This is a genomic window from Arthrobacter sp. Bz4, assembly GCF_003075455.1.
In the GTDB taxonomy this organism is placed as follows: Bacteria; Actinomycetota; Actinomycetes; order Actinomycetales; family Micrococcaceae; genus Arthrobacter_D.
Window position 1 is genome coordinate 1 of record NZ_QDAE01000025.1, and the last position, 21,572, is coordinate 21,572.

The window sequence follows — 21,572 nt, forward strand, 5'->3', positions numbered from 1 at the left end:
CGGTTGTTTAGGTCTTTACAGTCCGAAAGTAGAGAGGTCCCTTTGGGTTTGCTGTCAGCGTTCAGATGTTGAACCCGATGGCGATGACGCTCGGAGTGGTAAACCTGTTGTGCACATATGAACTGTGGGGCGCAGGATCGAGGTTGGAGCGGGCTACCACGCTCAGGGGGTTGTATGTAGCTGCAGGACTGCGGACACCAAGGCACTCCGCGATGGAGCCCGATGGTAAGTAACCTGGTCTTCCAACCAGGCGATCTGCCGATCATCGAGGCGAAGTTGAATCTGTATCCCTGCAGTCCCTCTAGGTCGTCGAATCCGGCGTGGCATTACCGAAGCGGTGGATTCTGTTTCCGGCCTAAACATTCGGCTGATTTCATCTGGTGTGACGGCGTTGAAAGCGTCAACCAGGAGATCGCTGTAGGTGATCTGTTCGGTCTTGGCGGCGTTCTTGACTCGTTCCAAGACATCTGGCGGCAGATAGACACCGACGTTGCGAGGTGCCCCTGCGACAGTCTGGGACGCTGGCGTTGAACTGTTCCTCGGTTGCACCTCTGGGCTTTTGACGGCTGGTGGCTTCGACTCAGACAGGGCCCCGACTTCGGCTTCACTTGCGGAGCCCATTGATGAGGTGCCGGAATTTTCGGCAGAACGTACTCTCGGTTTCAAGAGTCCTTGCAGGCTAGTTCCGCGCTTTATTGATGTTTCTTGGGGCTTGAAGGCTGCGGCCAGGTTTGGGCGGTCGGCGCTCATGCTGCTTGTCCACTTTCGATCTCATTGAGTCGGGAGAGGATCTCTCCAGTAAGGGCTTCGTATTCTTCAGCTAGCCCGCCGGCGTTGCGTGAAAAGAACCCCTCGCTGGGCTTCTGGCCCGCACGTAGGGCTTTCAACCGGTCTTTCTGAGCTTGTGTAACGGCACCTTCCAGTTCATGGAACAGTAAGCCCTTCTTGCGGGCGTCAGCACTCGCGCTCTCTAAGTTTCGGATACGAGTAGTGAATACCGGTGCCACGGTGCCGAGCATTTCTTCCAAGGTGCTGCGGACGCTGCGTTCCAGGCGTAGAGATCGCGGCCCAACCGCGAAGAGTACGATTCCCGCCAGCTCGAGAGCCGGGTTGCGATCGCGGACTGCTAGGAACCGGCGGGCTACGCGTTCGACGCCGTCAATGCTGGCGTCATCAGACTTGGTGGGTATAACGACTGCTGCAGCAATAGCAAAAGCACCTTCGACGAGAATTCGCTCGCCGGGCGGTGTGTCGATAATGATCAGGTCATAGTTGTCGGACAACGGTCGAATCGCCCGGTAGAGCATGTCTCCGAAGTCCCCTGCATCAGCGCGGTTAGCTCGAGAGAACATGAGTCCCTGGATGTCTTCAAGTGCTTGCCCACCGGGTATGACGTCTAGGTTCTCACGAACGTTTGCCAAAATTGGTGCTGCGGTGCCAGTGACAAGTGCGTTGAAAAGTCCTTGTCCGTCGTTGTGTTCGTAGCCGAGGTCTCGTGCCAAATCGCCTTGGGGATCAAGATCGATCATGAGAACTTTTGCGCCCGCGATTGCTGCGTATCCGCCGATGTTCGCAGCCGTGGTGGTCTTGCCCACACCGCCCTTGCCATTGGCGAAAGCTATGGTTCGCTCAATTGAAGTCGAGGCGGCAGCTGGTGCTGCCTCTGGGGTATGGATCGAACGTGCCACAGCTGTCACTTCTTCTCTGGATTGGCGAACTCTTCAAGCATCATTGCTCAAACTACTACCGAACCAGCGGTTGCAACGGTAGGTAACGGGGCGTGTCCCTTCATTACATTAACCGTCTTACTTCTAGTACACGTTACTACTCCTTTTCCTATATGCCTTATGGCATGCGTTATGGCATTACGAACACCGTGAACATAAACCTCATGCGTTATTGATGCAGGCATGAGTCGAAGGACGATACGTATCCTCAGAGAGATGGCTTTTTATGCTGACCTATCAACTATTTGCTTCGTCGTCCGGCCAAGAAAAAGATCGGTCAGTGTGTACCCGTTGTCATCAGGCGCTTCTCTATCCCAAAAGGGATACGGCTCGTCAGGTTCCAACAGCTCGAGAGTCTTACCGGCCTGGCGATTGTCGAGCCAATTCCGCCATTGCAGTCGTTCGACACGATAGCGAGCCAGTTGGACAAACAGCTCTTCAAGAACCCCTAGATACTCGGCAATTGCCTTAAGGCTTGTGGCCCCAATCAATGACCAGTGACCATCAATTTTCTGAACGAGATTCCATGCTGCAAGGGTTTCTAAGGCTGAGGCGGTAGCTGCGGGGGAGAGGCCACTGGCTTGGATGATCTGTGACGTGCTTAACGGGACATCGCTGAGCTCTATGGTTTCGTAGGTGAAAGCTGCAGTTACTCCGAGACCTCGAAATGCTGGACGTAACGCATGGGTGTGCCCTTTGCGCCACTTTCGATTCTCTTGCGCTCTTGTGCTGTGGTCTGGAGTCTGAAGTTCATAAAGGTCACCTCGTGTGCCTCGGCCTTCTGCGGCAAGCCTGATGGGGGCATCCTTTGAGTTCGTCAGCCTCCGTAGTAGGCGAGCAACTGTCGTGTGATGGACACCTACTGCAAGAGCTAAAGAACGTACGCCGAATTCAATGAAGCGACTCCCTGCCTTTGCGGCTGCTTCTCCCAGTGCTCGAAGTAGCAAGCGCAAAGTTAGTCCTTCGCGAGTTCCCCTTAACTTCAGCTCGTATGTTTCCCTGGCGAGGTTCCAGTCTTTCAAGAATCGGTATTCGTCAGCAGAGCCAGGTTGCGCCAGGGGAGCAGGACCCCCCTGTGTATTAGGCAGGCTTGTGTAGCTTTTATGGTCGGACTTTTGGTGTGCAGGAAGTCTTCCGTGTTTTTTGCGGCATTCTGCGACGTAGCTAACGGCTTTCATCCAGTCGCGCCGGAGGGCGGCCGACCTCTGTTGGGATGTGTATCTGCTGTAGAAGCTCGTCATGCCAGCCCAGGTGTTGTTGTGCATGAGGCGCTGGACATCTGTGAGTTCCCAGCCGGCTGCCACAGCAGAGGCCAGCACCGCTTGTCTAGCTTCGCTGGGGGAGTCGTATGTTCCGGTGTTGTAGAGGCCGGTGCGGGCGAGTCTGTTTTTTCCCGATGGGAGATTCCGAGGGCCGTTCGAAAGAGGGAGATATTCTGTGTCTTCGATAAGTGCCTGTGGGGCGTTGCGTTGTTGTGTGACGACCGCGAGCTCTTCTTTGAGGGATCCTCTGAGTGCTTCCCAGATTGTCGGTGCGTTCCGGATGATTGCAGCGGCGTAAGCGTCGCTAAGCGACATGGTTAGCACTTGGTAACCGCCCCGTTTATGGGGGCTGCCAGGTGTACGGATGCATCCAACATCAGCGCTGCGGTGTGGGCCAGGGTCAATGCTGGTATGCCGCAGGGACATCGCTTCGACGAAATGGCGGGCCTCAGTGAATCCCACTCGTTTCGTAAGCGGAATGTAGACGTGCCGGCCCCCCGTGGGGGAGCAGTCTTCGATCCAGAGGGCTCCATGGCGGGTCAGCCAGCGTTGGACTGCGGTGACGTCGGTATTTACTTTTGACGTGTCCCCGTTGCTGACGTCGAAGTCGAGAGCGATGGTGGCGACTGTGCCGTCAGTCCCGCAGAGCCTGACGGCTGCGGGCACAGTTGGAAGCGTGTTTTGTAGACGTCGTTCGCCTGCTGTGGGGTAACTTTTGCCGCCGTCTTTGGACAGACGGACGCGGGGCTGACCGGCAATGAGCGTCGCGAGTGCCCGCCATGCGGTCTGAGCTGCTTCCTTGGCGATCGTGGGATTCCGCGACACGCCTCGGACAGGATTTGGGCATGAAGAAGGTGCGCTAAGGGGTGTGTGTATGATTGGATCAACTCCATAGCCGTGAGGGCATAGAAATAGCCCTTATGGTGGACGTTCAGAACCGAGGATCTTGGCGGATAGACGGAACTGAATGAAGACTTCGGGAGGCCCGTTTAGCGACGGGCCTTCTTTGTTTAACTGGCTCGGCTGATTGGCAAAGCCTCCTGACCGTACAGTGTGTCTACGTCGACGTTAATTAGGTGTTTGTGGACTAGGTCAGCGAGGTAGTCGCTGACACTTAGGCCTTCCGCCGCGGCTACGGCTCTTAGTTTTTCGGCCTCGTTTACTGGCATGCGGGTTCCGACGAGATGGCGTGCACCCTTGCTGCGGCGCCCGCCTCCACGATTTCCTGAGATAGCCATGGGTCCATTCAATGTGTAACTGTTTCCATTAAGTGGGAGGTAGCTCACTCGGGCGTGTCGCTTCATCACAGTCCTTCGGCTACGGCGGCTGCTGCTGCCAGCCAGGCGCGTTGCGTGGCTGGTTTCAGGGCGGTGTGTCGGATGCGTCCGGCTTTGAGTGCCTGGTCATAAGGAACGGTAACCACGCGGCGGACCAGTGGTGCGAAGCCGTCAGCGATACGGCGGGCTTCGTCGCCGTCCTCGGCTTTCCATTGGGAAATGATGACGACGGCGTTTTCGTCCAACTGGGCTGAGTGTTCGTCTCGTGCGACCAGGGCTTGCAGGGTGAGTTTCGCGGCCTCGGCGCGGTCCTCCATGGTCGTTGTGGGGATCACGAGCTGATCAGTGTGGCCGATCATGGCACGCCAGTTCGCGGCCCTTGCGGTGTTCCCGCTATCCATCACGATCATGCGGTAATACTTCGCGGCCACGGTATGAACAGCATCCACTTCGTCAGCGGAGATCTCGTGATCTCCTTCGTCGTTCTCATCCGAGCGCAGCACGTCGTACTTGTCCTCGGTCTGGTGATGCACGTAGTGCGCCAGCAGAGCGTTATGGGCCAAGGGGGAGAGCAACTGGTCCTGATCGCGCAGCAGATCCAGCACGCTTGACGTGTGGGGGCCTTGCTCGGTGCGCCAGCCTAGAGTTCCTTGGTTCTCGTTGTTGTCCCACGCGAGCACACCGCCGCCGCCGTAGCGGGCGAACACAGCCGCCAGGGCTGCAACGGTGGGGGTCTTGTTCGCGCCGCCCTTGCGGTTCACGACGGCGATAGTGCGCGGTCCCGGCCAGTGCTGGGAGACGGCGTGAATGTCGGCGCGTTCGGCCACTTCAGATTCAGAAGGGCTCATACGCAAACCCATCCGGCTCATAGCACCACGGAATCCCAGGGCGCTGGCTGAACCACGGGATCACAGACCAATCTAAAGCCGGGCCTAGGGGCGACGTGTCGCGTGGTACTTCCCGGCGCAGTTGGTAGGGCTGCATCTGTCTCCTTATCGAGTGAAGGACTGTACCAATATGGCACAGTCCTTCGATTCACAGCAATTAGTTCGACACTAGCTCTTCCATGCCCATTGAATCAGCTTCTCCTTAGCATCCTCTGCTGGGACGTCGATCGACCTTGAGTGGAATGCCTCTCTAAAGAGGGTTCTGACCGACTTAGCGGTACGGAAATACTGGCCATGTCTGTCGATTCGACGGGCAGAGACGCCGAGGTACCGGGCGGTCTCCTTGCGGTTCATGCCGGCCTCGATGCAGATTCTGACGGCACGGAAGATGACGGCGTAGGAGGCCTCGTTCTCGGAATTGGCCTTGGTCAAGATGCGCTCTACAGCGATCTTGGCCTCTGGTGGTGTCTGACTCATGTTCTACTCCTCACTTGATCGACAGGCCGGTGTCGAATGTCTTGCGTGCCAGCTGGCGTGACCTGGCGAAGGCGAAAGCCCACAGTCCGAGGACGACGCAGGCTGTCGATACGTGCGTGACCAGCTCGAAAATGTAGAACGCTTCGGCCCCTGCTCGTAGTTCCAGCGGGTAGCCGATGACGCGTGCCATCGAGAGGACGAAGCCGACGAAGATCAGCCTCGAGGCCAGCCGGCCGAAGCGCAGCGGGTTCCTGCGGCTGTCCCGGAGGACCGGCAGCAGGAGGGGCCCGAGCACGTAGGCGGTGTAGGCGAGGACGATCCCCTCGTTCCATTCCACCGCGGGCTGCTCTTGGTATAGCTCCAAGCGGGGTGACGCCTCGGGAGTGTCCGCCATGAGGAGCGTGATGAGCACCCCGGAGGCCGCAATCACGCCCGCTAGGGCGCCGCGCTTTCCAATGATCCAGCTGGTGGCCGTCTCTGAGCCGTAGGCGATAGCAAGGTGAAGGCCGAGGACCGCTACGGCTGTCATGGCACAGCATTTGGCGATGAGGTCGGTGCCGTTGGAAATGGGCACGAAGATTTCTAGGAACTGGTAGATGCCGGGCATGGAGAAGACGTAGGCCGCGGTTAGCAGGATTCCCATGAGGGCCAGCCGGCCGCTGGGTCGCAGCAGTGCCCGCGCCCCTTCTGGGGTCGTTTTAGACGTCAGTCGGTGGAATGTGAGGCCGCCGAGCAGGATCAGCATGAAGCTGACTGAGATGGCGTAGATGCTGTCGTTCATCCGATCAGATCCGTAAGTTTTTCCGCGTATTCGAAGGCTTCCTTGCGCTGCCGGAGGCGGCGCTGGAGGAGATTCAGCCGTTGCTGGATGAGTTCGACCAGGTCCTCGTTTTTCATCACCATCAGGGCCGTCTCCCGGACGTCCTCGGGCCAGTCGCCCTCTTTCATGGTGATGAGTCCGACGACGACAAGCCCCGCGACCATCGACGTCCCGCTGACCCGGGCAGCAGTAACCGCCTGGATGGGGGTGAGCTTGTTCTCCGAGATCTGGCTGAACAGGTAGGTGATCGCCGTTCCCGTCTTCTCGGTCACGTCGTGCCGGACGTCGCCGGTGTCGATGGCGTCGATCCACGCGCGATGGGAGCCGTCGTGGGGGAAATCGATCTTGACCTTGTCATTCCGTGGGAACAGGTCTTCGTGGAAGCGGTGCTGCAGCTCGACCATGAGGTCGGCGTGGTGGACCTGGCTCAGGACTTCCGCGGCCGTTGGTGTGCGGGGCCGACTGTCGAGGTCTTGGTACTCCTTGAAGTCTGCCAGTGCCGCGATGGGATCAATCCCGACGCTTCGGGCCACACCGACGACGGTCGATTCCGGGACGTTACCGCGCCGGATCTGGTTGCCCACCGTGACGCGATGCAGCCCGGTCAGGCGGCCCAGCTCGCTCGCTGATGTGGTGATACCGCGTCGTTCGAGCCATTGCTTGAAGTCAGAACCAGAAACAGCCACGGCACCTCCTTCAAGAGAGCACTAGATGGGCACGGCATACACGTATAGCCGTGATGTCAGAATCTAAGCTATTATAAGAACTAAGGAATTGGCATCAGCCTTCTTCCTCACCGTCTCAATTTTACCGGGCAAGTCCTAACCAGTCTGTGCCCGTCACACCCCGGGGAGGTAATCGTGGACGAAGACGAGAAGCGCGGAGCGTCACCGCTACTGGCCCTGGTGATCCTTGTACCTCTCCTGGCGGGACTGCCTGTCGTCGGCATCGCGGGAGCTGCGATACTCATGCAGACCGAGGAAATGCCTGCTGGGTGCGCCGTCTCCGCAGTAGGTGAGACCGCCGGGGGCATTACTTCGACACCGGCGATCCCGAACGGCTGGGGTGATCTGGTCGACGCCGCCGCGAAGACTGCCGGTCTGCCGGTGAGTGTGGTGGCGGCGCAGTTGAAGCAGGAATCAGGCTGGAACGAAGGTGCACGGAGCCCTGCAGGGGCTCAGGGCGTGGCTCAGTTCATGCCCGGCACCTGGGCCATGTACGGGGAGGGTGGGGACCCGTTCTCGGCCGAGGACGCCATCCCTGCCTACGGCCGCTATATGGCGGCCCTGAAAGAGCAGGTGCAACCGCTGGCAGGTGACGACGCCGACCTACTGGTGCGCCTAACCCTCGCCGCCTACAACGCCGGCTTCGGTGCTGTGCAGGCAGCCAAGGGCATTCCGGCGTTCACGGAGACCCAGCAGTACGTCGAGAAGATCCTTTCCTCCGGACAGAGCAAGTTTTCTGCCGACTGCACGGCGCCTGCGGGCACTATCGCCTGGGACGGCGACCTCGGCGATGGCGAGTGGACCAACCCACTACCGGGTGGTGTTTTCACCTCCGGATACGGACACCGAAATATCCCGGGCCTGCCCGCGTGGGCGCAGGACCACGTCGGGGTAGACCTCGCGACCCCGGGCGCCGGAACCGGCACTGGCGGCCCGGTGATCGCACTGACTGACCTGCGGATCACGGGTTTCAACGACAAGGACGGGTGTGTGATCGCCAAGGAGGACGGCGACGATCCCGATTTCGGGTTCGCGTTCTGCCACCTCAACGCCTACAGCGTGGCTGTGGGGGACAGATTGAAGCGCGGCGACGTCGTCGGCACCGAAGGCAACAAGGCCGGTCTCGGGCTGGTCGCCACGCACCTACACTTCGAGATTTACAAGCCGGAAGCACCGGAGGTCGTCTACCCGTACCAAGGCTGGAACCTCGACCCAGAGCCGATTCTGAAAGAGAAAGGAGCGTGGGTACGATGACCCGTCGCTCACACACCTACCCGTACCGGGCCACCGCTCTCGCGGTCTCGATGATCGCCCTGACCAGCTGCGCTGCTGACGCACCCGCATCGGAAGATGCAACCCCAAGTTCCGCGCCGACCACCGTCTATGGGGGCTCCTACATTTCGCTCCCTGCCGATGAGGTTCTGGGCGGGAACACGTTCGCCTCCCCGGAGGACGCCGACCGTTCCGACGTCGACTCGACCGCCCGCGTGGCGGCGCTGATGCTGCACTCGTGGGATACGACGGTGGATCGCACGGAGACGGCGGCCGCGGTGCGCGCCATACCCCTGATGAGTGCGGAGTGGGCGGCGAACCAGGTGGAGCCTGAGCGCAACGCGAGCAACGGCGAATGGCTGGAACCAGCCGAACACGGTGCTTACAGCGTTCCCCGGGCAGTTCCCGCGATCGGTGACGCTGCGCAGGACGTCGCCCCGGACAAGGCCATTCGGGTCCTCGACGTGACGTGGCGCTGGGTCGCCCACGACGAGACGCTACTAACGAGCGGCGGTCACCGGCAGGTAACCATCTACCTCGAGAAGACAGAGGACCAATGGGACGTCGTCGGACACCAGACCCGTGACATGACCGCCTCAATCACCGGGGAGGGCAAGTGACTCCTGCAGTACATTCCTGGCCCGTCATCCGCCTCATGATCGGCGAGGGCCAAATCGTCGCGGACGCGAACGGCGACGTCTTGACCTACCCGGTGCTCGACGAGGCGTCCGTAGCCGACGTCGCAGCCGACGCGGCAGCGGAAGCGTGCCGCCGTCTGGGCCTAGCCGCCTGCCGGGTGCAGGGCCACACCGACGACGGCGAGGTCTACGAAATGATCGTCGACGCCGAACTGGGCACCCTCGAGGAACGCGAAAACAGCACCCCCGCCGCCGGCACGGGCACTGCACGTACCGAGTCGAAGGCTGCACGCCCCCGCACTTCTGCACGCCGGAAGGCTGTGTTGTGGGGGAGCGCAGGCGTCCTGGCGGTCACAGTCGGGTTCAGCGCCTTCTACACACTGCAGGACAACACGGCCGAGCCTGTGGCGACCGTCTACACGCCGCCTCCCGCGCAGCTGCCGGTTCCGGCTCCTGCCGGGTGGGACACCTACGGTGACTGGACGACGTCGATGACCGGCTCGACCGTTCGGGCGATCCTGGATTCCTCCGGCCAGCCCGTGAGCGTGGACGGCTCGAAGCTAATCGGCCATGACCCTCGGACGGGCGTAGAGCGATGGACGCGCACCGCACCGTTCACGGTCGAGCAGCTCGCCCTGTTCACCCTCGACGGACAATTTAGGGTCGCAGCCGCAGCCGCCCGCGAGCTGGTCCTGTTCGGCGACGGAGCAGACCCGATCCGCGTCGACGTTCCAAAAGACGGAACGATCGTCTTAGACGGCGGTACAGCTCCTCGCGTGGACCTGCCGAACAAGCGGACCCTAATCGTCGCAGCCGACGGCAGTACGGCGGCGCGGGTGGTCCCGGCGTCCGCGGAACCCATAGAAGCCCTCGGCGACGACCTGGTGGCGGCCGACTCACGCTCCGGACGGATTTGGCGTGTCACGCAGGACTCGGCAGCCCTCCCAGCCCCGGCGAAACTGCCTGCACCGTCAGCCGGAGCGGAACTGGTCACGGTCCTCGGATCCGTGAACGGGACGGTCGTCGCGGCATGGAAGACCGACGACACCACCACCATCGGCTTCTATGCCCTCGGGGACACCACCGACGCGACAAAAGCGACGCAGGTGGGCACCGTCGACGTCGAAGGAACCGACGTCGCCACCTCCGGTATCCAGGTGGACCGGGAGAACGGCCTGCTAATGGCCGGCACCATCCTGGTCGACGTCGACGCGAAGCAGGCCCACCGCCTGCCCGGAGCCGGGAAGCTCGCCGCCGGCTACGCCTGGGTGACCACCAACACCGAGCAGCTGCGCATCAACGCGCAGGGCGTCACCGAGACCACAACCGATGCGGCCCGTGCGGCGATCCCCGACGTCATCACCGACAACGGCAAGGCAATCACCCGGGCCGAAGGATCCTCCACCGGCCTGCTGTACGCGCTGACACAGGTCGCACCCCGACCCACCGCAACACCGAGCCAATCCCCTAACCCGTCTTCTACTGCGACTTCTACTCCGAGCCCCACCTCAACCGTTTCCCCGAAGGAGAACCCCTGATGAGAATGACCGCTGTCATCGACCCGGCCGGCACCCTCGAGCTTGACCTGGGAGGCGAGAAAACCACCTCCCCATACCCCTCGGTCATGGACGCCCGCCGCTCCGTCATGAGCACCGCAACCGACCTCGCGGCCGAGACGAGCACCGCAACCGAACTGCACATCGAGGACCCGTCCGGCTCCCGCACGATCCTCGTCCAGACCGACGGCGTCATTGTCGAGCAGGCCGCTGATAGTGAACCGACGGAAAGCGGCCCAGTACAACCCGCCGAAGCAGTCGAGCCTGCGGCGTCCCCGATCACGCCAGAAGTGCCGACCGTGCCGGAGGCCGCGGTGGAAGCAGCAGCACCCGTCGCCACTCCTGTTCCTGTCCCTTTTCCCTCTCCCGTTGAGGTTGAGGCTCCGGTAGTTCCTAAGACCACCGCACCGGAAACGGTCGCTTCATCAGCCGTCGTACCGGTAGAGACGGTGGATCCGCTGCCGACCCGCAGGACGGCGATGCCCTCATTCGTCGACCGGCCGGACGCCGATTCACCGGCACAGGTCGGGGTACGTGGTCTGCTGAATCAGTTCGGGTTGAAGCTCGCACCGTCTCCAGTGGAGTTGGAGCAGCGCCGGGACGAGAAGACTGTCTCTCAGCACTGGGCCGGTCCCCGCACGATCACGGTTCTGAACCCCAAGGGCGGGGCGGGCAAGACGCCGACGGTGATCTGCCTGTCCGCTGTGTTCGCCCGCCTCGGCGGTTCCGGTGTCCTTGCGTGGGACAACAACAACTCGCTTGGCTCCCTAGGTTGGCGGACTTTCGATGCCGGCCACGAGGCGACGGTGGTCGACCTCCTCGAGCAGACGGACTACTTCATGACCGCCGGCGCACGGGCCGGGGATTTGGCGTCCTACGTCCACCACCAGCCCTCGGACCAGTACGACGTGCTGAGAAGCGATGACCGGTCGGCTGCGAAGAAGCGGCACGAGGTCACCGGCGACGAGGTCCACCGCCTCTACTCGGTGGCCGCGAAGTATTACCGGCTGATCCTCATGGATTCGGGCAACACCGAACGCGGGGACAACTGGGAGGCCATGATTGGGCACTCCGACCAGGTCGTCATCCCGGTCAAGTCCGTCGATGACGCCGCCGAAGGCGCGTCCCGGGTGTTGAGCGCCCTGCGGGCGGGCAACGAGCACGCGCAGTCGCTGGCGGACCACGCCGTGGTGATCGTCCTGGGCTGCACCCCGTCTCACGGTCCGGCGAAGCTGAATGAGCTGGCGGAGTCATTCCGCCCGTTCGTGAAGTCGGTCGTCACGGTGCCCTATGATCCGTCGCTGATCGAGGGCCGGATCCGGTTCTCCTCGATGCTCCCGCAGACCCGCCGCGCATGGCTCCGGGCCGCCGCGCAGATCGCGGAGGGACTGTGACCGTGACCCCGCAGCGCAATCCGTTCGTCCACGAGCCGGGGGTCGAGCCGCAGGAAGACCCGATCGACGATGACCCGATCCTCGGGCAACGCGAGTCACTCAGGGGCCCGAAGAACATTCAGCAGACCCTCGCCGCAGAGCCTGTCGAGGAAGAGGAACCAGCGGCCCCTGTCGCGGTGACCAACGCGACACTGTGGCTGGTCGGTGCGTCCGGTGGTGTCGGCACCAGCACCCTCGCGGGTCTGTGCTCCGAGAACGTCGTCGATGAATCCGAGCGGAAGCCGACCTGGGCAGGCCGGGCCCTGTTGGTCTGCTCCACCAGTGCATCCTCCCTCGAGGCCGCGCAGCAGCTGGCGCGTAAGTCCGCTTCGGGGCAGCTGCCCTATGAACTGGTCGGCCTGGTGATCGTCCACGACCGACCCAAGAACCGGCTGACGAAGCCGACCCTGGACTTCGCGCGCGGGGTCGCGCGGATGTTCCCGGTTGCCATGACGGCACCGTATGAACCCTCGTGGCGCGAGGTTGGCGTCACCCCACAAGCTTCCGGGACACGGGTGAAAAGCGTGCTCCGGAAAATCGAAAAGATCGCCCGCTCCGGGCACTGAGAAAGGGAACTCCCATGTTCGGAAACACTCTGGCAGCACACACCCTGACCACCATCAACGCGCTCACTCCGGTTCGTGAAGGATCGCTCTCGGCTCAGACCTTCACCCCGACGCAGCCTCCCGGCACCGAGGGCCTGACGCAGGTTATCGGATGGGTCTTGTGGGGCGCGGGCCTGGTCCTGTTCGTGTTCTTCATATTCGGTCTCGTCTCCGCCGGTAGGAACCGCCGGCAGGGCAACGAGATCGAGGCACCGATCTGGCCTATGGTCGCTGCCTGCCTGCTGGGCGCTTCGGGTGCAGTGTGGACTGCAATCACCTGAGCGAGAACGCCCACCCATTTGATCGAGAGAAGGACACACGATGAGCACACAGGACACCACACAGGGACCGAAGGCCCGCCCGAAGTGGTTTGGCGCCGCCGTGATGCTGCTGGCCCTGGTGCTGGTCGGCCTCCTCGCGTGGGGTTTGCGGGTATTCCTCTTCCCCAACAATGACGAACCGGCAGCAGAGCCCACTGCCTCTGCTTCGCAGACAGCGCCATCGTCTGCCTCGGCGTCCGCGACGGCAGGACCTGTCGTGGACGCGGACGCCGCGTGGGACTGCCAGTCGGACCTCAACAACGACGACGTATCTGTGGCTGACACTGCTCCGGCGGTCGAGGAGTGGGTAGTCGGGGGTTACAACGTGATCCCGTTCTCGGAGTTCGGCGGGTGCGAGAAATTGCCCTCTACCTTGCGTGTTGGTTACGCACCGACTGAAGCAGGGTCACTGGTGGCAGCGGCCACGTATGCGGTCGCTCTGGACCCCTCGGTCAGCGAGGAAGCGGCGTCTGACCTTGAAGTGGCGGTAGCGGAAGGACCCAACCGTGTGCTGTTGGGAGAGCGAGCACAGCGCATTCGGGACGGCCTTGAGCAAAGCGAAGACACCTCCGTCATCGCTCGATTGACCCTGCTGGGATACATCCAGAACAGCTACACCGAGGACGCAGCGTCCTACCGGCTGATCTATTCAGCACCTGATGCGTCGGGTCTGGAACAGACACTCGTTGCTCAGGTCGATCTGGTGTGGGAGGACGGCGATTGGAAGCTTGACCCGGCGTCGGGGAACGACTTCAACACATGGGCCCGCTACCAGGGACAGCAATACGTCCAGTGGGGACCTAAGTCGTGATTGGGGATTTGGCAGGAAACTTCCTAGAAGGCGTTGCAGGCAGTGCGATTCAGAAGCTGATCCAGTTCCTTGCGAGCTGGCTGGTGCAGGTCCTGACGGAGATGATCAACTTCGTCGGTACGTGGTGGTTGAAGATCGGTGCACCGGATATGAGTGCAGGGTCCGCGACCGACCGCATCCAGCAGTCGACGTTGGTCTTCGTCGGCATGGCCGGTGTCATCGGGACAGCGTTCGCGCTCATCAAGCTTGCCCGGGACCAGGACCGTGCCTCGACCGAGAATCTGATCATGGGCATGGTGCGGACCGTCCTGACTACCGCCCTGGCCGTTCCGATGGTGGGCCTGCTGTTCGGCGTGACCGACGTCCTCGCACCGTGGCTGGTAACCACGATTTCGGGCTCCGCGCAGGAGGACGGGCTCGGGTCCGCGATGGGCCTGGATGCTATCGCGGGAACCACGATGACCATGCAGCTCGCCGGCATCGTCCTGTTCGTCGTGCCGCTGGCCCTGCTCGGGGCGATCATCAATGCGGTCATCGTCATCTTCTCTTACGGTGCGGCGATCGCCCTGTGCGGGATCCTGCCGATCTTCGCAGCCGCATCGCAGACCGAGCGCGGCCGGAAGTCCTTCGACAAGGCTGTGGGTTGGTTAGCGGCCGTCGTCCTCTTCAAGCCTGCCGCAGCGATCCTGTACGGGGCGGGACTCGCGCTCCTGAAAGGCATCAACGGCAGCGCGGACAACGAGCTCGGGAACACCGCGATCGGCCTGATCACCGGCCTCGTCATCATCAGCAGCGCCTGCATCGCGATGCCGGCCCTGGCGAAGGTTCTCGTCCCTGCCGTCAGCGCAGGACCGCAGGGCATGGGAGCCTCCGGCCTGGCCATGGTCGGCGGCGCCGTCGCCCTCGGAGCAATCACCGGAGGCGTGGGTGCGGCCGCTGGTGCAGCGGCCGCAGGTGGCGGTGGAAGCGCCGCAGCAATCACCGGTGGAGGGGCCGCAGCGACGGCCGGGGAAGCGGCCGCAACGGGTGGAGGGGCCGCAGCAACTGGCGCAGCCTCAGCGGCGGAAGCTTCTGGCACCGCCGGTACAGGGGCAGCAGGGGCAGCAGGAGGATCCAGCAGCAGTGCGGTCCCAGCAAGTGGAGGTGGAAGCGGCGCAACGGGCGCCGCGACGCCTGGTGGTTCAGGTAGCACCGGCGGCGGGGCTGGTGGCACCGGCCCGTCCGGGGCAGAGCAGGGGCCGGAGCAGCCCACCGCGCCGGCATCGGACTCAGGTGGAGGGGCATCTGGAGGAAGTGATGGAAGCCCCGGTGGAGGTTCTGGTGGTCCTTCAGGCGCAGCGCAGCGGCTGGAACGATCCGGGGCAGAGACGTCTCCGGACGGCGATGCAGGCAGTGCCGGCAGCGGTGCCGGTGGTGCTGGCGGAAACAGCGGGCCCGGTTCGAACGGACCAACGGGTGCACAACCTCAGGCGGAACGGACCGGCGCACCTTCGGAAGCACCATCCGGTGCAGGCGATGGCAGCTCGTCAGCTGGAGGACCAAGCGGGGCAGAGCCCGCAACATCAGGTGACAAGGCTCCGACGGAAGCACCTGGGGCCGCACCCGCGACCTCGCCGACGGCTGAGGGCTTCCGGGCCGGTGCGCTCTCCGGGGCGGATAAGTCCCCCCAAAGCCAGCAACGCCTCGAGTACGCACTACGGGAAACAGCAAGAGACATGGAACGCGCAGTGGAAAGTGGGGATGACCAGTGAGTACCGAACAGACAATCGTCCGGCAGTACGGCAACATCGCAGAAGACCGGACGGCAGGTCTGATGGGGTTCTCGATGGCCTCGACCGTCGTCCTGGGCACGGGAGCGGTCGGGGTGTTCATCGCCATCATGGCCTCGCAAATTTGGGTGGCCGTCGGCATCGCCCTGGCCGCGTTCATCGCAGCCACCATCCTTGGCTCCAAGGACCGTCACGGCCGGTCGAAGCCTGAGCGCTGGCTTGCGCGCAGCATGCACTCCAAGGCCAAGAAGGCGGGGAAGACGGTCTACAAGTCCGGGCCCGTTTCGCAGATCCCGGACGGTTCATTCCGCGCTCCGGGCCTGCTGGCCGCAACGGAGCTGATCGACTTCCTGGACCTTTTCGGCAACGAGGGTGTCATGCTGTGGCACCCGAAACTGAAGACCGGCACCGTATTCTTCTCCACCAACTCCTCCGGGCTGGGCCTGCTGGATCAGGACCGCGTGAACCGGCTCGTCGGCTCGTGGGCCGCGTTCCAGCGCGACGCTGGCTCCAACGCCCGGGTCGAGCAGATTTCCGTGACGACGCAGTCGACCACCGATCCGGGCGAACGCCTGCCTGACGCTATCGCGGTGGCCCGGCAACAGGCCGGATCCCGCGAAGTCCCCGATTTCGCCCGCATGGTCATGGACGACGTCGTGAACAACCTCAACCACAACGTGCCCAAACTCGAGCAGTGGGTGGCCCTGACATTCAGCGGCAAAGCCCACGACAGCGACCGTGTACCGGAACGCTCGGCCGAGGAACTGGTGGCCGATGTGAAGTCCCTCCTGCAGGGGTTCAAGGAAGAACTCGAGGACGTCGGCGCGGGCAGCGTGTCCCTGATGCGGGCCGCTGACCTCACCGACCAGACCTACGTCGCTTTCAACCCACGCGCCGCAGCCGCCGTCGAACGCGCCCGTCTTTCCGGTGACGGGACCGGCCTGGGCTGGAACGAGGTCGGCCCCTCAGCCGCCCGGACCATCGGATACCCCGGCAGGTATGACCACGCCGGGGTGACGAGCAAGTCATGGCAGATGTTCCGGCCGCCGGCCGGGACATTCCGCGAGAACGCACTGGTGGCCCTGCTGGGTCCCGACGCAAGCATGCTCCAGAAGCGCGTGACAGTGTTCTACCGCCCACAGCCGCCGGAGAAGTCCGCGCAGCAGGTCGCGCAGGCACTCACCAATGCGCAGTTCGCCACGAACCAGAAGGGCCGACGCCCCACCAGCTCGCAGATCATCGCCCTCGAAAAGGCACGCAAGGCAGAGCGGGAGCAGGCCGAGGGCGCTGCACTGGTGCGCTTCGCCATCGGAGTCACCGCGACGGTCGAAAGCCCGGAACAGTTGCCGCAGGTCGAGGCGATGATCATGCGTAACGCGGCGACCGGCATCCAGATCCGCATGCGGTCCTGTGACTACAACGACGACGCCGCGTTCTCCTTCAACCTTGGCCTGGGGCTCGTCCCCGAGCACCTGGCCACCATCTCCTCCGACATCAGGAAGGCCCTCTAATGTCCGCGTTTGATCAGCTCGTCGATAAGGTCATGGACCGATTCCTGGGACGGTCCGAGGCCGCGGCCACCGTTACAGCCTCGGCGTTCCCGCAGCTCACGGAGAAGGGCATGCGGGTCCGCGATGGCGGGATGGTGACGTGGGTAGAACCTCCGCCGGAGTTCACGGCCACCTCGAACCAGACCGCGGGCCTGTGGCCGTTCTGCGTCGGTACATCCTCGCCACTGGTTGGCGCGGTTCTGGGTCGGAACCTCCTCAACGGCTCCGTGGTGTGCGGGGATCCGATCAGCTTGTTCCTGCACGGCATCATCTCCTCCCCGTCCGGGTTCATCCTCGGCCTGAACGGGCGCGGGAAATCTTCGGTCGCCGTCCGCATGGCGTTGGCGCTGATCGACCAGGGGTTCCTGATCCTGGTGGCAGGGGACCTCAAGCCCGACTTCGCCGGCGTCGTCCTGGAAACCAACGGGCAGGTCGTGCAGGTCGCCCCCGGTGTCGGAGCTATCAACCCGCTCGACGCCGGTCCGCTCTGGCGGGAACTTGAACGCCTGCCCGCCCCGATGCAGCGGCAGATGCGCGCCGAGATCCACGCCCGACGCCTGATGACCCTCACCGGGCTCATCGAACTGGTGTTCAAGGAACCGTTGGATGCGAAGAAGCAGGAACAGACGGTGCTGTCCATGGCGATCGCCATGGCCGCGGAGAAAGCGGAAGCTGAGGACCGGCAGCCGCTGGTCGGCGACGTCGTCGCCGCCATCAAGTCCGCGCCGCAGCAGATCCAGTCGGCGTTGCTCATCGAGGAGTCCACGGAGTACCTGCCGCAGGTCAAGAATCTCCTGGCGGGACTGAACGCCCTCGGCGAGCACGGACCGTTCGGGGACGTGTTCTGCCAGCAGACCACGAAGGAAATGAAGATCGACACCTCCGTGGACTTCGATATTTCCCTCATCGACGAGTCCCAGCTGACGCTCCGCGCCGCGGTGCAGACGGTGTGCTGGTCCCACGGGCAGGCCGGCATCTCGGCCGCGAAGACCCTCGCCGATGCCGGTCTCATGGAGGAACGCCATCACCTGATGATCATGGACGAGCTGTGGCAGTCCCTGCGCGCCAGTGAGCTGCTGGTCCACCAGATCGACTCGATCACGCGCCTGAACCGGACCAAGGGCTTGGGTCAGCTGATGATCACGCACTCCATGAAGGACCTACAGCTGTCCACCGACGAGTTGACGAAGATCGCCACCGGCTTCGTGGAACGCTCCAGCGTAAAGATCCTCGGCGGACTCGCGCAGAACGAGATGGACCTGCTGGAAACCGTGTTCCCCGTCTCCGAGCGGGAGAAAGCGATGCTGGTCGGCTGGTCGGCCGAAGGGTCGATGAACCCCAACACCAATCAGGTTTCACCTCCTCCCGGACGTGGCCGGTTCATGCTGAAAACTGGGTCCGAACCCGGTGTGCCGTTCCGGGTGAACCTCACCGCCGGCGAACTCAGAGCCCACAACACGAACCAGGCGTGGGCTGCTGCGCAGGCGAAGGTGAACCGATGAAGAACGAGGAGAACGGCCCAGTCATCGCGTTCTCGAGCGTCGTCCTGGCCGCGTTCGTCGCCGTCGCCCTGATTCACCTCGGGGAAGCCTTCACACCGGTTCCCACCGACCTGTCATGGAACCCGATCACATTGGGGATTGGTCTTGCCACGGGGGATCCCTGGCCGGTGGCCGCGAGCTGGTTGCTCGGCGTGGAAGCGGTCGTGGTCATCGCTGCCTTTGCGTGGTGGAGCACCCGCCCGGTGTCGAGGACCGCGGAGGCGTCGCGGCGCATGAGTCCTGGCGGGAAGATGCGTCCGGCGATGCTCGATGCCCGCCTCACTGAAGCGGCCCGCCTACACCCTGAGGCGAAGGGCATCGGCCCGGGCCTGACGATCGGGTACGCAGGGGAGACCGGCACCAAGGCAGTTATCCAGGGCTGGCGTGAGTGCTCGACCCATGTCTGGGGTACAGGGAGGGGCAAGACGACGACACAGGTCGTCCGTCACGCCACCGAAGCCCCCGGCCCGTACATGATGACCAGCAACAAGGTCGACGGTGTGGCTGAGGTCCTGGCCGCCCGCTCCGATACCGGAACAGTGTGGCTGTTCGATCCGCAGCGGATTTGGCGCGACAGCCACCGGCCCGCGATGATCTTCAACCCGCTCACCGCCGTCACCGATACCGTGAGCGCAGGCGAGGTCGCATCGATCTTCGAAACCTCGTCCGCGCCGAACGCCGGTCAGGGCAAGGGAGATGCCCAGTTCGACTCGCAAGGGCGTGACTTCCTGTCCTGGTGCCTGCTTGCGGCCGCGAAGAACGGCCAGACGATGAAGGATGTCCTGCGATGGGCAGCCTCAGCGGACTTCATGGAACCAGCCGAACTCCTGGAACGCGCCGGCCACGCAGGCCCTGCGTCGGCGTTGAAGGGCATGAGCGCCCAGCCGGAGGATACCCGCGGGTCCGTGGCAGCCAGCGCGCAGCGCATGGCTTCCGCCCTCGTGCACGACGAGCTGGTCGCGTGGTCGACGCCGACCCCCGGCGTTCCGGTATTCGATCCGGTCAGCTTCGTCACCAGCAAAGACACCTTGATCCTGCTCTCACAGGACGCCGCCGGCTCCGGTGCCGCGTTCGTCTCCACCCTTGTCTACGCCGTGTTCACCGTAGCCCAGCACACAGCCCGGCGGGCGGGTGGCCGCCTGGAGGTACCCCTTGTCGCTGATCTGGACGAGGTCGGGAACGTCGTCAAGCTCAAGCAGCTGCCTGAGTGGTATTCGTTCTTCGGGTCCATGGGAATCGTCGTCAGCGCGTACTTTCAGACCCGCGGGCAGGGCGTGGCCATGCTTGAACGCACCGGCTGGGACACCCTGTGGTCCGCAGCCGCGATCAAGATCTACGGTGGAGGGTCCGACGACACACAGTTCCTCGAATCCTTGTCCAAGACCATCGGCCAGTACGACGCGAAAGTCCGCAGCTCCTCCACCTCGAGGAACGGGTCATCCCGTTCGGTGCAGACTCAGCGGCGCGACATCATGTCCGTCTCCCAGCTCTCCGAGCTTCCGGCTAACCGCGCGTGGGTGAAGACCTCCAACGGGGGAGGGACGATCGTGCGTACCGTGCCCTGGTTCCGGGACAAGACCATCAGCGCGCGTATCGGCTCCACGGTCGAACGTATCAAGACAGGCACAAGAGGACACCTCTCATGACCGCACCCCATGACGATGATGTAGCCGATGCTGCCGCCGGTATCGACCCTAACGGTCAGGGCGGGGGAGAGGACTTCGCGTTCACTCCGGAAGAGTTGGTGGATTGGGTAGAGGGCCTTGCAGCGATGCTGGAGTCAGTGGACCGATCGCAGAACCAGCACTGGTGTTCCCTGTGGTGGAATCACCCCGAGGCCGTCGACAGGTTCCGAGCCCTCTATGAACAATGGCTTGAAGCCCAGGCCAGCGGTGGGATGTCCTCGTGGTGGATTGATCACTTCGACCGCCACGCTACTGTTCTTTTCACCAAGCGAGGCCCATTCGGTGAGTGCGGGACTACGCACGCGGAGAAGACGGCTCGTCGCATCCTTGCTACAGAGCAGCCACCGCCCGACTGGGCGTGGTGACCTTCGGCTGGGATGCTGTGCGGGTAGCTCGTAGGCCGGTGAATCGTATTCGAGTCCGTAGGTGGACGGGTGGTCTGGCATTTCGGGTCCTAGATGGAACGTGGAGATCCCGGACCCGACGAACAGCGAGATGATGGCGCTGAGAAACAGCACATAGAAGATGCGAACCAGGATGTTATTCATGCCCGCAACCATGCGTAGACGGGGGTCGGTGTGGGGGACCGGTGTGTCCGCACATGGGAGATGACACGCCCCGATGCGCATCCAGGCTAGTCGGGTGGCTCGCCCTACAGGCACAAAACAGGCATAGTGTAGGCACACCTCTGGCATCGAGCGGGCAGCGCTGGTAATGTGGGGGCCTAGGAAGGAGCGGTTATGTCACTCGCACCAGGCGGACCCCGCCACAGGACTGATTCAGTCATGATCGACACCGCGGACATCGTCCGTGAGCTCAACGATCTACTGACCCCGCGGATCGTCGCCGGAATGGCTGGCAAAAAGGATCCCGGGCAGGCTCGCAAGTGGGCCAACGGATCACTGGCTGTGCCACCGCCCGAGCAGGAACGCCTCCGGTTTGCCTATGACTTGTTGAAGCAGATCGAGTCGGCCCATCGGCGAAGCGTTGCCCAAGCGTGGGCGATCACCGTCAATCCGAGGCTGGGCTACACCACGCCCGTCAAGGCCATCCGCGAGGAACGGTTCAATGAAGCCGCAGCAGCCATGCGAGCACTTCTTGAGGAAGCCTACGACGGTTGATCACGCGCACATGCGCAGTGACCGGGATGGCCTTGCTGGAGGGGCCGGTCAATATGTATCGGGTTTCACAGGCCAGGCTTGACCGCGGCCCCTTGA

The 21,572-nt window shown here is 63.1% G+C and carries 19 protein-coding genes; 13 read left to right on the forward strand and 6 right to left on the reverse strand.

All coding sequences use genetic code 11. From position 1 onward, the window contains the following. Positions 1–746 precede the first annotated feature (746 nt). The 6 genes from DDA93_RS14195 to DDA93_RS14225 form a co-directional block, all read right to left on the reverse strand. A complete protein-coding gene (locus tag DDA93_RS14195; protein WP_019481135.1) occupies positions 747–1,688 on the reverse strand; it encodes a ParA family protein in 942 nt (313 codons plus the stop codon). 263 nt (positions 1,689–1,951) lie between these two features. After that, the gene (locus DDA93_RS16220; RefSeq protein WP_165802648.1) at positions 1,952–3,655 is read right to left on the reverse strand and encodes a MarR family transcriptional regulator; all 1,704 of its coding nucleotides are present in this window, start codon (positions 3,653–3,655) and stop codon (positions 1,952–1,954) included. Between the two features lie 637 nt (positions 3,656–4,292). Continuing rightward, entirely contained in the window at positions 4,293–5,114 is an 822-nt protein-coding gene (locus DDA93_RS14210; protein WP_133185549.1) for a ParA family protein, read from the reverse strand. A gap of 207 nt (positions 5,115–5,321) precedes the next feature. Then, positions 5,322–5,630, reverse strand: coding sequence for a hypothetical protein (locus tag DDA93_RS14215; protein WP_019481161.1), 309 nt, complete (start codon positions 5,628–5,630; stop codon positions 5,322–5,324). Positions 5,631–5,640: 10 nt separating this feature from the next. Next, positions 5,641–6,411: a hypothetical protein gene (locus DDA93_RS14220; RefSeq protein WP_019481162.1), complete on the reverse strand. Its 771-nt coding sequence runs from the start codon at positions 6,409–6,411 to the stop codon at positions 5,641–5,643. Then, on the reverse strand, positions 6,408–7,136 hold the full coding sequence (locus tag DDA93_RS14225) for a hypothetical protein (RefSeq protein WP_019481163.1): 729 nt from the start codon (positions 7,134–7,136) through the stop codon (positions 6,408–6,410). Before DDA93_RS14225 ends, DDA93_RS14220 begins: the two co-directional genes overlap by 4 nt. A 174-nt stretch (positions 7,137–7,310) precedes the next feature. On the opposite strand from DDA93_RS14225, the gene DDA93_RS14230 reads away from it, so the two are divergent. From DDA93_RS14230 to DDA93_RS14290, 13 genes are all read left to right on the forward strand, one after another. Next, positions 7,311–8,429, forward strand: a complete 1,119-nt coding sequence (locus DDA93_RS14230; RefSeq protein WP_116779133.1) for a transglycosylase SLT domain-containing protein — start codon at positions 7,311–7,313, stop codon at positions 8,427–8,429. Continuing rightward, positions 8,426–9,067, forward strand: coding sequence for a hypothetical protein (locus DDA93_RS14235; RefSeq protein WP_116779134.1), 642 nt, complete (start codon positions 8,426–8,428; stop codon positions 9,065–9,067). The genes DDA93_RS14230 and DDA93_RS14235 overlap by 4 nt, the downstream gene beginning before the upstream one ends. Beyond that, complete coding sequence (locus DDA93_RS14240; protein ID WP_116779135.1) at positions 9,064–10,623, forward strand: hypothetical protein; 1,560 nt, start codon at positions 9,064–9,066, stop codon at positions 10,621–10,623. Before DDA93_RS14235 ends, DDA93_RS14240 begins: the two co-directional genes overlap by 4 nt. After that, a complete protein-coding gene (locus DDA93_RS14245) occupies positions 10,623–12,035 on the forward strand; it encodes an AAA family ATPase (RefSeq protein WP_116779136.1) in 1,413 nt (470 codons plus the stop codon). The genes DDA93_RS14240 and DDA93_RS14245 overlap by 1 nt, the downstream gene beginning before the upstream one ends. A 2-nt stretch (positions 12,036–12,037) precedes the next feature. Beyond that, complete coding sequence (locus tag DDA93_RS14250) at positions 12,038–12,640, forward strand: DUF6668 family protein (protein ID WP_207771355.1); 603 nt, start codon at positions 12,038–12,040, stop codon at positions 12,638–12,640. A 14-nt stretch (positions 12,641–12,654) separates the two neighbouring features. Next, on the forward strand, positions 12,655–12,960 hold the full coding sequence (locus tag DDA93_RS14255) for a hypothetical protein (RefSeq protein ID WP_019481169.1): 306 nt from the start codon (positions 12,655–12,657) through the stop codon (positions 12,958–12,960). 40 nt (positions 12,961–13,000) lie between these two features. After that, positions 13,001–13,810, forward strand: coding sequence for a hypothetical protein (locus DDA93_RS14260; protein ID WP_116779138.1), 810 nt, complete (start codon positions 13,001–13,003; stop codon positions 13,808–13,810). Continuing rightward, entirely contained in the window at positions 13,807–15,561 is a 1,755-nt protein-coding gene (locus tag DDA93_RS14265; protein WP_116779139.1) for a hypothetical protein, read from the forward strand. The genes DDA93_RS14260 and DDA93_RS14265 overlap by 4 nt, the downstream gene beginning before the upstream one ends. After that, complete coding sequence (locus DDA93_RS14270; protein ID WP_116779140.1) at positions 15,558–17,090, forward strand: SCO6880 family protein; 1,533 nt, start codon at positions 15,558–15,560, stop codon at positions 17,088–17,090. Before DDA93_RS14265 ends, DDA93_RS14270 begins: the two co-directional genes overlap by 4 nt. Next, on the forward strand, positions 17,090–18,631 hold the full coding sequence (locus DDA93_RS14275) for a hypothetical protein (protein WP_116779141.1): 1,542 nt from the start codon (positions 17,090–17,092) through the stop codon (positions 18,629–18,631). Before DDA93_RS14270 ends, DDA93_RS14275 begins: the two co-directional genes overlap by 1 nt. After that, the gene (locus tag DDA93_RS14280) at positions 18,628–20,316 is read left to right on the forward strand and encodes a TraM recognition domain-containing protein (protein ID WP_116779142.1); all 1,689 of its coding nucleotides are present in this window, start codon (positions 18,628–18,630) and stop codon (positions 20,314–20,316) included. Before DDA93_RS14275 ends, DDA93_RS14280 begins: the two co-directional genes overlap by 4 nt. Next, positions 20,313–20,720, forward strand: a complete 408-nt coding sequence (locus DDA93_RS14285) for a DUF4913 domain-containing protein (protein ID WP_116779143.1) — start codon at positions 20,313–20,315, stop codon at positions 20,718–20,720. Before DDA93_RS14280 ends, DDA93_RS14285 begins: the two co-directional genes overlap by 4 nt. Before the next feature lie 375 nt (positions 20,721–21,095). Continuing rightward, positions 21,096–21,476, forward strand: coding sequence for a hypothetical protein (locus DDA93_RS14290; RefSeq protein WP_116779144.1), 381 nt, complete (start codon positions 21,096–21,098; stop codon positions 21,474–21,476). Positions 21,477–21,572 lie beyond the last annotated feature (96 nt).

Coding starts and splice junctions, on each gene's coding strand:
- DDA93_RS14245 (WP_116779136.1), top strand. CDS start 10,623: ATGAGAATGACCGCTGTCATCGACCCGGCCGGCACCCTCGAGCTTGAC.
- DDA93_RS14215 (WP_019481161.1), bottom strand. CDS start 5,630: ATGAGTCAGACACCACCAGAGGCCAAGATCGCTGTAGAGCGCATCTTG.
- DDA93_RS14235 (WP_116779134.1), top strand. CDS start 8,426: ATGACCCGTCGCTCACACACCTACCCGTACCGGGCCACCGCTCTCGCG.
- DDA93_RS14255 (WP_019481169.1), top strand. CDS start 12,655: ATGTTCGGAAACACTCTGGCAGCACACACCCTGACCACCATCAACGCG.
- DDA93_RS14210 (WP_133185549.1), bottom strand. CDS start 5,114: ATGAGCCCTTCTGAATCTGAAGTGGCCGAACGCGCCGACATTCACGCC.
- DDA93_RS14220 (WP_019481162.1), bottom strand. CDS start 6,411: ATGAACGACAGCATCTACGCCATCTCAGTCAGCTTCATGCTGATCCTG.
- DDA93_RS14280 (WP_116779142.1), top strand. CDS start 18,628: ATGAAGAACGAGGAGAACGGCCCAGTCATCGCGTTCTCGAGCGTCGTC.
- DDA93_RS14285 (WP_116779143.1), top strand. CDS start 20,313: ATGACCGCACCCCATGACGATGATGTAGCCGATGCTGCCGCCGGTATC.
- DDA93_RS14275 (WP_116779141.1), top strand. CDS start 17,090: ATGTCCGCGTTTGATCAGCTCGTCGATAAGGTCATGGACCGATTCCTG.
- DDA93_RS14260 (WP_116779138.1), top strand. CDS start 13,001: ATGAGCACACAGGACACCACACAGGGACCGAAGGCCCGCCCGAAGTGG.
- DDA93_RS14290 (WP_116779144.1), top strand. CDS start 21,096: ATGTCACTCGCACCAGGCGGACCCCGCCACAGGACTGATTCAGTCATG.